The organism is Pacificoceanicola onchidii (assembly GCF_004804335.1).
GTDB classification, from domain to species: Bacteria; Pseudomonadota; Alphaproteobacteria; order Rhodobacterales; family Rhodobacteraceae; genus Pacificoceanicola; species Pacificoceanicola onchidii.
This window is the reverse complement of the sequence record NZ_SRXY01000005.1, coordinates 1-12,474: the sequence shown is the minus strand read 5'-3', so window position 1 is coordinate 12,474 and position 12,474 is coordinate 1. Positions and strand designations below refer to the sequence as shown.

The 12,474-nt window shown below is 62.3% G+C and carries 11 protein-coding genes; 3 read left to right on the top strand and 8 right to left on the bottom strand.

Annotated features, from left to right (window positions below):
• Positions 1-2: 2 nt before the first annotated feature.
• Positions 3-2,288, bottom strand: coding sequence for a GMC oxidoreductase (locus E4662_RS13560; RefSeq protein WP_136442140.1), 2,286 nt, complete (start codon positions 2,286-2,288; stop codon positions 3-5).
• A gap of 30 nt (positions 2,289-2,318) precedes the next feature.
• Positions 2,319-4,139 (bottom strand): hypothetical protein, encoded by a 1,821-nt coding sequence (locus E4662_RS13555; protein ID WP_136442139.1) that lies wholly within the window; start codon positions 4,137-4,139, stop codon positions 2,319-2,321.
• A gap of 86 nt (positions 4,140-4,225) precedes the next feature.
• Here E4662_RS13555 and E4662_RS13550 point away from each other — a divergent pair, with 86 nt between their 5' ends.
• Positions 4,226-5,257 (top strand): lipase family protein, encoded by a 1,032-nt coding sequence (locus E4662_RS13550; RefSeq protein WP_136442138.1) that lies wholly within the window; start codon positions 4,226-4,228, stop codon positions 5,255-5,257.
• A 45-nt stretch (positions 5,258-5,302) separates the two neighbouring features.
• On the opposite strand, the gene E4662_RS13545 is transcribed toward E4662_RS13550, so the two are convergent.
• The 6 genes from E4662_RS13545 to dctP form a co-directional block, all read right to left on the bottom strand.
• Positions 5,303-5,503: a DUF2783 domain-containing protein gene (locus E4662_RS13545; protein WP_136442137.1), complete on the bottom strand. Its 201-nt coding sequence runs from the start codon at positions 5,501-5,503 to the stop codon at positions 5,303-5,305.
• 2 nt (positions 5,504-5,505) lie between these two features.
• Positions 5,506-7,125, bottom strand: coding sequence for an FAD-dependent oxidoreductase (locus E4662_RS13540; protein ID WP_136442136.1), 1,620 nt, complete (start codon positions 7,123-7,125; stop codon positions 5,506-5,508).
• Positions 7,126-7,217: 92 nt separating this feature from the next.
• Positions 7,218-8,570, bottom strand: a complete 1,353-nt coding sequence (hmgA, locus tag E4662_RS13535) for a homogentisate 1,2-dioxygenase (RefSeq protein WP_136442135.1) — start codon at positions 8,568-8,570, stop codon at positions 7,218-7,220.
• A gap of 203 nt (positions 8,571-8,773) precedes the next feature.
• Positions 8,774-10,174 (bottom strand): TRAP transporter large permease, encoded by a 1,401-nt coding sequence (locus E4662_RS13530; protein ID WP_136442134.1) that lies wholly within the window; start codon positions 10,172-10,174, stop codon positions 8,774-8,776.
• Between the two features lie 12 nt (positions 10,175-10,186).
• A complete protein-coding gene (locus tag E4662_RS13525; protein WP_136442133.1) occupies positions 10,187-10,819 on the bottom strand; it encodes a TRAP transporter small permease subunit in 633 nt (210 codons plus the stop codon).
• A 58-nt stretch (positions 10,820-10,877) separates the two neighbouring features.
• Positions 10,878-11,891 (bottom strand): TRAP transporter substrate-binding protein DctP, encoded by a 1,014-nt coding sequence (gene dctP / locus E4662_RS13520; protein ID WP_136442132.1) that lies wholly within the window; start codon positions 11,889-11,891, stop codon positions 10,878-10,880.
• Between dctP and E4662_RS13515 the strand changes: the two genes are divergently transcribed.
• Together E4662_RS13515 and E4662_RS24520 are read left to right on the top strand one after the other, a co-directional pair.
• The gene (locus E4662_RS13515; protein ID WP_136442131.1) at positions 11,890-12,135 is read left to right on the top strand and encodes a hypothetical protein; all 246 of its coding nucleotides are present in this window, start codon (positions 11,890-11,892) and stop codon (positions 12,133-12,135) included. The genes dctP and E4662_RS13515 overlap by 2 nt on opposite strands.
• A gap of 189 nt (positions 12,136-12,324) precedes the next feature.
• Positions 12,325-12,474 (top strand): acetyl-coenzyme A synthetase N-terminal domain-containing protein (locus tag E4662_RS24520; RefSeq protein WP_136442130.1); only part of this gene is annotated, 150 nt, incomplete at its 3' end.

Sequence of the window (12,474 nt, the reverse complement as noted above, 5' to 3'; positions counted from 1 at the left end):
CGCTACAGATAGGTCTCCGCCAGCTTGCCGCCAAACAGGCGGGCAAAGCCGCTGACCGTCTTGAGCCGTGCTGCGATGTTCGGAGCGTTCAGCACCTCCATCGTGGACAGCTGCTTGATGAAATCGCGGGTGGCGATGGTCAGCGTGCCCGAAGCCAGGATCGGCCCGTCCGGATCGTGGCCTTCGACAAGGCGCGAGGACAGCGTTGTGGTGTCGGCCCAGACGTCAAATCCGGGATCGTCGCGGATTGTCTTGCGCCCGACAAAGAGCACCGGCCGACCTTCGGCGGTTACACAAGGCATGGTGTATTCCATCGCCTTTGCGCCAGGCACGGTGGGGTGCTTGGAGAAGAGCTTGAACCGACCGTCCACCGCCGTGAGCGGCGCATCCGAGATCATCGGGGCGGTGAGCGTGGCGGTGATCTCAGCTTCTGCTTCGCGGTCAGCAAAGAAGGTCTGCGCGTTTTCCATGGTGATGGTCGCCACAAAATGGCAGTCCGCTTCGCGGCCATCTGTGCCTGTCATTTGCCCGCCCATTTTCTCGGTAAAGCGCAGCCCGATGGGGCGCAGGGGCGGCTCTGGCAGAGGTGGCGGGGCGCTGTCCGTGTCGAGCGGCAATCCGCGCGCTTGAGCCAGCCGCGCCATGGCGCGTTCAGCCACGGCGCTGATGGTGATGAGCGGGTTCACCCCGACGGAGCGCGGCAGCACCGCGCCGTCGCAGACAAACAGCCCCGCATGGTGTCCACCCGCCCCGTCAAACACGCGGCAGTCGCCGTCGACAACGCCCTGCCCCGGATCGTCAGACATGGGGCAGCCGCCGAGCGGGTGCACGGTGATCAGCGCCTTGTCCATGAGATCGGTCCAGAGCGGGTTGGGCACATAGGTGCCGCCTAGGGCCTTTGTGGCTGTGCGCAGCGCGTCGGCCACTTTTTCGAATTGTGGACGGTGGCCCACGTCCGGCCAGTGGATCGCCAGCCGATCCCCGTCGAGCGCCAGCCGCCCGTCGGAGCCATCGTGCGACATGACCAGATAGGTCTGGGTATGGGCCACCGCGCCGTGCTGCGCGCCCAACACAAGGCTGGTCAGCTCGCGCATCTGTTCGGGCAGCCAGTCGCCGCTGTCCGTGTCCTCGCCAAAGGCCCCGGCGGCGGCGGCCATGACCGGAGGCAAGAGACTGGCGAGACCACCGGGAATGACCCCTTCTTCGAGGATCATGCCATCGGCGAGGTCTTCGGTGTCGCGCCGGTCGATGCCGCCGACGATGCAGGGGCCAACGGGCGGGCGGCTGCCTTCGGAGGCGTCATAGCTCATGCTCTGCGCGCCCATGCCGATGGCATTGGTTTCAACGTCGTTGTTGTAACCAAATCCCAGCACATCGCCATTGCCGGAGAAGCGCGCCCCCAGCGCCGGGGAGAGCGCCAGCCCTTCCTCGCGCGAGCGCAGCAGGATGCGGGTGGAGCCGAGCGCGCCCGCGCCGAGCACCACGGTGTCTGCGTGGATGTGCAAAAACGCCTCGCCCAGACGGTCCCGCTTGCCTTCCGTCAGCCGATAGGCCACCCGCCAGCCGTCCCCGGCGCGGCTCAGGTGATCCACCCCGATGCCGCAGAAGATCGCCGCGCCGTGGGCAACTGCATCGGCCAGATAGGTCATGGCGGTGGTGGTCTTGGCCCCGGTGTTGCAGCCCGAACAGCAATCGCCGCACAGGTTGCAGGCCGGTTGCACGACACCCGCGGCATTGGGGCCGGCCTCGAAATTGACGTTGATCGGCAGGCGTTTGGCCGGGGTGCCAAGGGCCGCGCCAGAGGATTTCATCGCCTCATACTTGGCAAGCTGTGGCCAGTCTTCGGGATAGGGGCGCGGGCGCAGCATGGCCTTGGCGCGGCGGTAGCCTTCGGTCAGAGCCTCCGGCGCGCGCAGGGCATCGGGCCAAACCGGATCGTCGAAAACGCGGGCATCCGGCTCCAGCGCCACGCTGGCGTTGATCAGCGAGGTGCCACCCAGCCCACAGCCCACAAGAACGGAGATGTCATCCCCCACATGCAGATCGAAGAGCGCGGTCTCATCGCCCATCTGGCCGATCCGCCCCTGCGCCTGAAAGGCCCGGCTGGCCTCCCAGAGCGTATCGGGAAACGCGCCCGGCAGGATCTCAAGGCCCCGTTCCAGCACCGCCACCCGCAGCCCCATGCGCGCCAGCCGCGAGGCGGCAACGCCGCCGCCATAGCCGGAGCCGACAACAATGGCGTCATACTGCGCCTCGAGGTCCGTGAGGGATTTTGACAGGCGTTTCATAGGTCGGCTCTCCTGCTGGCCCCGGTGCGATCAGGGGGCGAAGTGGATGGGCGGTTCGATCATTTCCGGCTTTGGCGCGCGGTAGGCATCATCGCTGCGCGGCACCTCGCGCAGGCCAATCGGATAGACCGTCAGCCCGCCGTTGCCGTCGATCTTCAGCCGCAGGAAGTTGCGGAACTGGTCAATGCGGATGGAGGAAAACGCCTCGTTGTAATGCCTGCCGAAGACGTTGAGCATGATCCACAGGTAAAGGCCAAAGAGCGTTGCCGAGACCAGCGCGGCGCAGGCGGCGCCGAGCACCACAATGGGAAACTCGGGAAATGCCGCGGCCCCGCCCTGCGCCGGGCTGAAAAGCTGCAACACCCCCCAACCGGTCAGCAGCGCGCCCAGCGTCTGCGCCAGCCAGTGCAGCCCGCCCGCGATCCAGCGCACCCGCCATCGCGCCGCGCCGGTAAAGGTGTAGTAGGCCGCAAAACTGCCGAGCACTGCCAGCAGATGGGTCGGTGCATGGGTGATCAGCCCGGCATAGGTGCACAGCGCGGACCACCAGCTTTGCCCGGCGATCAACGCCAGCAAGGTCTGGCCATGCAGCGCCTCGCTCCAGAGCGACAGGGTCCAGATGAAAAACAGGTAGATCCCGAACAGCGTTGTGGTCATGCCAGGGTTGAGGAAGGCAAACGCGAGGTTGTTTTTGGTCAGCGCGCGGGAGTCGTCTCGGGACGGATAAAGCGCCTCTGCCCCGTTGGCCTTGTGTGCGATGCGGAACTGGCGTTCGGTGAGTCCGTTGCGCTCTTCTGCCTTGCCTTCGAGCGGATGCCGCTCGACCGGATCGAGATGATGCGTCGGATGCAGAAAAGCCCCGCCACCGCCCGCAACGATCAGGGTGCGCGGACGCGGGGCCTGCCCGTCGTCGCTCTGCACCGGCCCCTCCGGCCCGCGTTCTTCGTAGCGGACATAGTGGTGGTGATCGCCGGTCAGGATGAGCCGGACGCGGTGGTCCTTGGGGTTTCCTTCCGGGTCCTTGATCCGTTCGGCGAGGGTTGAGACATAGTCAAACTGCAAAAACGCCTTTTGATCCAGCGCCTGCGCCGCGCCGACCCAGCCGGGGCTGGACACGGCCAGCACCACGTTGGATCCCGCATCCATCCAGTGCCGCCCCACATGGGCGAAATACTCGACCTGCGCCTGATCCACATAGCCCGCCAGCTGCGAATCCACCGCCCAGAGCCACCAGTTGCCCGGCAGTTTCAGGGCGAAATAGCTGCGCGTCTGCTGGGTGTTCCAAAAGCCAATCCTGCGCCCCGGGCGCGAGACCGTAGCCTGCCCCGGCACCTTGATGCGGCGGCGGCAGAACAGGTGTCCAAAAGCGATCAGCCCGTCGTACCAGTCATGGTTGCCCGGCAGCGCGTACATGTCCGCCCCCCCGGTCTCTGCCCCGCGCTCTGTCCGGCTCGCCGCTTCGAACGGGTCGATGAACCGCCGTTGATATTCGTCTTTGGACGGATCCGGGTAGACCTCGTCCCCACCCAGAACCAGAACCCGCCCCTGCTTCAACGCCTCCTCCGATCCTGCCGGGGTCAGGCCCTCCTGCGCCAGCATCCGCGCCATGGCAAAGGTGGCGTCATAGCCATCGCCGGTGTCGGACATGTAATCGAGCCAGAAGCCGCCCTCCGGCACCACCCCGCCGTAATCCATCGCCGGATCAAGCGCGGCATCGGAGGCCGGGCTTTCCAGCGCCATGATCGTGCGGCGGTCCGCGAAGTTGCCAAAGACGGAGGACAGGACAACCCGCACGCCAGTGCGCAGCCCCAGTTTGGGCGTGTACCAGCGGGTCATTTCAGGTCTGGACATGGGATCACTATATCATTGGTTGTAATCGTGTTACTTTAAGGCGAACCACCCCCCCTATTTCAATCAAATTCTTGTTTGCCGCTGCCATGACCTCAAAACTCTACGACATTCGCAAAGTCCCGTTTCAGACCGCCGACGGGCTGACACTGGACGTGACCAACATTCGCGGGGCCAAGCCGCCGACCAAATCGCCGGTCCTGCTGGTGCATGGCGCGGGGGTACGCGGGAATATCTTCAACGCGCCGGTTGAGACCACCGTGATTGATGCGCTGCTGGCCGAAGGCTTTGACGTCTGGCTGGAGAACTGGCGCGCCAGCATCGACTTTCGCTTGCACGACTGGACGCTCGACCAGGCCGCATTTTTTGATCACCCGGAGGCGGTGAAGACGGTACTGCATGAGACCGGCGCGCAGACGATCAAGGCGATCATCCATTGTCAGGGCAGCACGTCTTTCACCATGTCCGCTCTGGCGGGGCTGGTGCCGCAGGTCGAAACCATCGTCAGCAATGCGGTCTCCTTGCACCCGATTGTGCCGCGTTGGTCACGGGTGAAGCTGCGGCTGGCGGTGCCGGTTCTGGCGCGGCTCATGCGCTCGATGAACCCCGGTTGGGGCGATGACACGCCCGCGGGCCTGCCGCGCCTTTTGGGCTGGCTGACCAAAGCGGCGCACCATGAATGCGACAACACCGCCTGCCAGCTGGTGAGTTTCACCTATGGCGCGGGCCGCCCGGCGCTTTGGGAGCATGAGAACCTGAACGACGAGACCCATGACACCTTCATCCAGGCGGAGTTCGGCCATGTGCCGCTCAGCTTCTTCCGTCACATCCGCGCCTGCGAGGCGGCGGGGCACCTGATCAGTCTGGAGACCTACGGGACACTGCCCGAAGACTACGCCGCCGCGCCGCCTAAGACAGACGCGCGCTGGGTGTTCTTTGCCGGGGAGGAAAACAAGTGCTTCCTGCCAGACAGCCAGCAAGCCTCTTTTGAATGGTTTGACGGCCACGCGCCGGGCAAACACGCATTGCACTGGCTGCCGGGATACAGCCATCTGGATGTTTTTATGGGTAAAAACGCCGCGACAGACGTGTTTCCAAAGATGATCGCCGCGCTTGGATAAGGCAGGCGGGGCACAGCCCCGCCCTACGGTCCGTGATTCTTGAGATCAACCGCGCGCGCAGCGACGGGCCTCATCAAGGGCGGCGCTCAGAGCGGCGCGATCCCCGACGTGGTTGGCCAAGAGCAGGATCAGCCGCGCGTTCAGCGCAGCACTGTCCTCCTCGCTCAGCCCATCATGGGCCGCGATCAGCTCCGCATAAAACCCATCCGGATCCGGGATGTTCGGGTCTGTCTTCAGATCTGCCATGCTCACCCCTCCTGCCCGCAAGCCAGCCGCAGCGCGGCCCGTACGGCGGTTTCATCAAAGCTGTCCCAGCGCGCCACAACGTGCTGATCCGGTCGGATCAGGTAGACCGCCTGCGACGCTTCCCCGAGATACCGTTCCGCCAGTTCAGGCGAAAGCGGGTTTGGCAAGGGGATGGCCTTCACCTCAACCGCCCCTTCGGAGAGACCTTCCGGCACTTCCGCGTTCACCCCAAGCAGAGCAAAGCCATTGCCCAGCCCGTCCAGAAGGAACCCATCCCCCAGGGGCGCATCGGGACAAGGCGCGCCGGGCCGCGTGCGCGCGGGGCCTTCCGGCAACGCATCTGCGCCCGTCAGCGACAGCCCGTCATAGACGCAAGGCACCGAAAGCCGCCCGCTGTTCACCAAAGGCCGCGCAAAGGCGTGGTGTTCGGCCAGATCCAGCACCGCGTTGCGGAACAGATGGCTGACCTTGGACTTCGGCGTGATGAAATCGGTGGCGCGAGTCGAGTTCAGAATGTTCTCATCCGCCCCATAGGCGCGCTCTTCGTGGTAGCTGTCCAAAAGCCGTTCCGGCGCTTCGCCCCGGATCACCATGCCCAGCTTCCAGCCAAGATTGTCCACGTCCTGCATGCCCGAATTGGCACCGCGCGCGCCGAAGGGCGAAACCTGATGCGCGGAATCTCCGGCAAAGAGCACCCGCCCATGGCGGAATTCCTTCATGCGGCGGCATTGGAAAGTGTAGATCGAGGTCCAGACGATCTCGTATTCCACGTCGCCCAGCATCGCATCGAGCCGCGCGCGCACGTTCTCTTCCTGCAGTTCCTTCTTGCGATCCACATCCCAGCCGATCTGGAAATCCACGCGCCAGACACCATCGGGCTGCTTGTGCAGAAGCGTCGAGGCCCCGGACTTGAAGTGCGGCTCAAACCAGAACCAGCGCTCCGTCGGGAAATCGTCGTTCTTCATGCGAATGTCCGCGATCAGGAAGCTGTCCTCGAAGACCCGCCCTTCGAAATCGAGCCCCATCATGCCGCGCAGCGGGCTGGAAGCGCCGTCACATCCGATCAGCCAATCGGCCTCCATCGTGTACGGCCCGTCCGGCGTGGTGATCTCCAGCCGCACGCCATCATCCGTGACCTCAACGCTGTCCACCCGGTTGCGACCGCGAATTTCAATCGGCGCACCGTCCGCCTGCGCCTGCCGCACACGGTCTACGAGGAACTTTTCGAAATAGGGCTGCTGAAGGTTGATGAAGGCGGGGAACTTGTGGCCATCTTCCGGCAAGAGGTTGAATTCATAGACCTTTCGATCATCATGAAACACCTTGCCGAGGTTCCAGACCACGCCTTTGCCCAGCATCGCCTCGCCCGCGCCATAGCGGTCGGCAATCTCAAGGCAGCGCTTGGCAAAGCAGATCGCGCGGCTGCCCTGACCAATGCCTTCGTGATCGTCCAGCACCACAACGGGGATGCCCTGCAACCCCAGGTCAAGCGCCGTGGCAATGCCAATCGGTCCGCCCCCCATGACGACGACCGGATGACGCACGGGGGCGTCCGCATCCTGATCGGCGCTGCGCGCGTAGGGGTAAAGTTTGAACGCCAGTTGATAGCGGTCATGAATCATGGCTTCCCTCCCAAGCCGGATGACACGTGGTTGATCATTCCAAATGAATATCAGCCACTTACATCACATATTTCATGTAAATTCGAAGACGCTCACTTTTTGCCGGGTGTGCCGTCGAATTTCTTCTCAAGACTTTCCCAGCAGTCGATGTAGTCATCCTGCAATGGCGCATCTTTTGCTGCAAATTCAGTGAGATGCTGCGGGAACCTCGTCTCGAACATGAAGGACATCGTGTTGTCGAGCTTCTCTGCCTTGAGTTCCGAATAGGACGCTCCTTCAAAAGCATTCCGATCCGGCCCATGCGGGATCATCATATTATGCAGGCTCATCCCGCCCGGCACAAAACCCTGTGGTTTCGCATCATACTGGCCATAGATGTTGCCCATCAGTTCGGACATGATGTTCTTGTGATACCATGGCGGGCGGAATGTATCCTCGGCCACCATCCAGCGCTCGCGGAACAGAACAAAATCGATATTCGCCGTACCCGGCACGCCGGACGGCGCGGTCAGAACCGTGAAAATCGACGGATCGGGATGGTCAAACAGGATCGCGCCAACCGGACAATATGTTTTCAAATCATACTTGTACGGGGCGTAGTTGCCATGCCAGGCCACCACATCCAGCGGGCTTTGCGCAATCTCGGTCTCATGGAACTGGCCACACCATTTGATTGTCAGGGTCGAGGGCACTTCGCGGTCTTCGAAAGCGGCAACCGGCGCCTTGAAGTCGCGCGGATTGGCCATGCAGTTCGCCCCGATCGGCCCCCGCCCGGGCAACTCGAATTTCTGGCCATAGTTCTCGCAGACAAACCCGCGACACGGCCCCTCAAGTACTTCAACTCTGTAGACCAAGCCTCTGGGAATAATGGCAATTTCCTGCGGCTCAAGATCAATGATGCCAAGCTCCGTGCAGAACCGCAGCCGTCCTTCCTGAGGAACGACCAGCAACTCACTGTCAGCACTGAAGAAATAGCTATCGACCATGCTTTGCGTGATAAGATAGATATGGCTCGCCATACCCACCTGCGTGTTCACATCTCCCGCCGTGGTCATGGTCCGCATGCCGGTCAGCCAGGTGGTCTCGCCCGTCGCCTCAACCGGATCCCAGCGGTACTGGCCCAGACTGATCACATCCGGATCGACGCAGGGCGCGCTTTTCCAGAGCGGCAGGTCGATCTTCGTATAGCGGGCCGAATGCTTGACCGAAGGGCGAATGCGATACGTCCAGGTCCGCTCCGGTGGATTCGCGGTAAAGGCGGTCCCGGAAAGCTGCTCGCCATAAAGGCCGTAGTTGCACCGCTGCGGGCTGTTCATGCCCTGCGGCAGCGCGTCCGGCAGCGCCTCGGTTTCAAAATCATTCGCAAATCCGGGCATATAGCCCTCATTTGCCCCCACGGCTTGCGGCGCACGGACCATGCCCTTGGGCAGTTCAAAACGGCTCATCTGATGTCCTCCTCAGCAGCGGGGCACTCGACCCGCACGCTTGTGTTTCCCAAAGATGAATAAACGTTGCACCTGCAACGAAGTCAAGAAAAAGCGCACGCCCCTGTTTCTTTGTGCCCGAAATATCCCGGGGGAGGCCCGCATCTTGCGGGACGGGGGCTGGCCCCCAAAACAAAATTTTGTTCCGGCAAAATTTTCCCCGCTCAGGCCAGGGACGGCAACCACAAGACAATCGCGGGGAAAGCCACCAGAAGCGCGATGGTCACCGCGTCGGCCACGAAGAACGGCATCACGCCGCGGAACACGTCCTGCACCGAAAGCTCCGGCCGCACACCCGCCACGACAAAGCAGTTCAACCCGATAGGCGGCGTGATCAGACAGAACTCCGCCATTTTCACCACCAGAATGCCGAACCAGATCGCGCACATCGGCCCCGACATGCCAAAGGTGCTGTCCGCCGCCGAGACAAACTCGCCGCCATTGAGCGCCATGATCGCAGGGTAGACCACCGGCAGGGTCAGCAGAAGCATCCCGATGGCATCCATGAACATGCCGAGCACCGCATAGGCCAGCAGGATACAAACAAGGATCAGCATCGGCGGATAGGGCAAAGCCGAGATCCAGTCGGCAAAAGCGCTTGGCAGGTCGGCAAAGCCAAGGAACCGCACATAGATCAGCACGCCCCAGATGATCGAAAAGATCATGATCGAAAGCTTGGCGGTTTCCACCAGCGCGTCCTTGAGTTCCGGCAGACGCATGCCCCGAAACAGCGCCATACAAAAGACAATGAACGCGCCAATCGCCCCGCCTTCGGTGGGCGTGCCCCAGGCGTCCCCGCCGAACGGATTGTAAACAAAGAAGATAATGATCACGACCACTGCCACGATGGGCAGCGCGGGCGGCAGGCTGACGAGCCGTTCGCGCCATGTGAAGCCGCTCACCGGCGGGCCGAAGTTTTTCATGGTCAGCGCCAGCCCGATGATCAGCCCACCGTAGATGAAGGCCGAGAAAACGCCGGGGATGAAGCCCGCAAGCAGCAGTTTGCCCACGTCCTGTTCGACGATGATCGCGTAGATCACGAGGATGGCCGAAGGCGGGATGAGCGAGGCCAGCGTGCCGCCTGCCGCCACGACCCCAGCCGCAAACCGCTTGTCATACCCCACCTTGAGCATCTCGGGGATGGCAATGCGGGCAAAGACCGCCGCCGTCGCCACGGAGGCCCCGGAGACCGCCGCAAAGCCAGCCGTTGCAAAAACGGTAGAGACCGCAAGCCCGCCCGGCACCCAGGCAATCCAGCGCTTGGCCGCTTCGAAAAGCGCGCGCGTAAGTCCCGCGTAATAGGCAAGATAGCCGATCAGGATAAAGGTCGGGATGAGGGACAGCGCCTGCGAGGACACCTTGCCATGTGGCACCTGCCCCGCGATTTTCACACTGATTTCCAGGGCCTTGCCAAAGCGGTCCGGATCGTAGCCGAACTGGTCCCAGCGCAGCCAGATCAGCCCGACCATCCCCGCCAGCGCCGCCGCAAAAGCCACGCGCATGCCGAGGACAACAAGGACGAACATGCCGCCCGTCACCCAAAGGCCGATTTCAATGGAGTCCATCTGCCCTGCCCCTCAGCCGTCGTGGCCTTGTATGTGTTCGGCCTCTGCCGCGGCCTGCTCTGCTGCGCTTTGCACCAGCGGCACCGCCACCGGCCGCGCAGTCCCGCGCAGGAATGCCGCGCCAAATCCCCAGAGTTGCAGCACCAGCCGCAGGCTCATCACCGAAAACGCCACGGGCACCACCAGTTTTGCAGGCCAGATCGGCAGGCCGATGTCGATCGAGCTGTCTCGGCTCCAGTTCGGTTTCGAGAAATCGAAGCTGCGATCGAAGTGTGACCACGTGCCCCAGACCAGCAGCAGCATCAGCACCAGAACCGCCGAGGTTGTCAGAAATTCCGCCAGCCAGAGCGCCCGCCCGCGCAGCCGCCCGACAAGGATGTCCATGCGAATGTGGCCGCCTTCCCGCTGCACATAGGCAATGCCGAAAATCGCGATCAGCGGCATTGCCGCCTCGATCCAGTCGACATAGCCGCGAAGCGGTTCGTTGAAGAAATTCCGGCCGGAGACAGAGAAAACGGCGAGCACCATCAACGCAAAAGCGCCGATCCCCGACACCACGGCCATGCTCCATTCCACCTGCAAAAGCCGCCGGTCAAGACGGCTCAGCAGGCTGTCATCGCTCAACACCGTTGCGCTGCCAGCCATTGTCTTTCCTACCTGTAAAGAGAAGGCCGGGGCGAAATCTTCCCCCCGGCCACCGGTCTCAGTTCGACGCGCGCACCGTGTCGAGCGTCGAGAAGACGAGGTCGTAGAGTTCCTGCGCCGGCAGACCTTGCGCACTCATATCCGCGATCCAGGCATCATGGATCGGCTGACCTGCCGCATCCTTGAACTTGGCCAGCTCATCGTCCGACAGCATGACCTTCTGCACGCCCTTCTCTTCCAGAACGCTGTCCCAGCGGGTCAGAAGATCACCGTAGTTGGCAAGGTAATGGCCAATCGCCTCGTCGATGGAACTGTCGAGCGCCGCGCGCTCTGCGTCGGACAGCGAGTCATAGGCGTCGATGTTCACCACGACCGGGCAATTCACCGTGCCGGGGTTGAGGTTGGCCGTCCACCAATCCGCCCGGTTGATCGTGCCAAAGGCGAGGTGCGCGTGTTGGGCAAAGGCCACCGTATCGACAACGCCGGATTCCATCGCCTGGTAAGCTTCTGTCGCGGTCACGGAGGTCGGCACACCACCCACGGCGCTGAAGGCTTTGCCCAGACCGCCGGTTGCGCGCACGCGCATGCCGTCGAACTCGGCAAGTTCGTCGCGCGGGTCGCCTGTGCCGACAATGTTGTATTGCGGCATGGGCGAGGTCATCAGAAGCTTGGCATTCCAGTTGGCCATTTCTTCGGACACCGCCGGGTGCGCATAGATCGCGTGGCTCACTGCCACCTCTTCATCCAGATTGGCGACACCGAGGAACGGCAGTTCCAGCACGGTAATCGCGCGGTTCTTGTCCGCGTGGTAGCCCGCACAGAACTGCGCCATCTCGAAGGCACCAATAGAGATGCCGTCGAGGTTCTCGCGGTTTTTCGACAGACCGCCGTAGCTGATGTTCATGGTGAATGCGCCGTCGGTCTTCGCCTCAACCAGCTCGGCGAGCTTGTGGATGTGTTCGGTGAAGGCGCGGCGCTTGCCCCAGACCGAGACATTCCATTCCGTCGCGGCCGCCTCGCTGGCGAAAGCGAATGCAATGGCCGTGCACAGCAGTTTTCCGGTGATATTCATGATTTGGACCTCCCATTGGTATGCAGTGGCGATCAATGCCGCCTTGGAAACGCAGGGTAGTGCTTCCGCCGCCATGTGCAAGGATTTCCGGATTCGCACGAAACCGCCGCCCTGGGGCACCGCGCGCGGCTTCAAGGCGCCCGGAACGATATGTCGCAGCGCAGCAAAAACGGCGAGCGCCTCACAAAGTCGCGACCAGTCGAAAAAACCGCTGAAAATGTTAGCGCATGAGAAAGCTGCATAAACAGACACTTAAGCGAAGGTCGCAAATTTATTTTCAGATTTCCAAACGTGCTATAAACTATTTTACAAATTAAACGTTATATTTGAGATGCTTATTCTATTGTTTTCATCGAATGTTATAGTGCCTCCATCTTGCGACGCTGCGTAAGGTCTAGCCGCAGTGCGCGTCCGATCACGAGGGAGGATCGCCATGACCGATCAAACACCAACAGCCAACACCTACCCCCCCAGCGCGGAACTTTCTGCGTCTGCGAATGTTGATGCGGCGCAGTATGATGCGATGTATGCGCAGTCTGTGGCCGATCCGGAAGGGTTCTGGGCCGAGCAGGCCAAGCGGCTG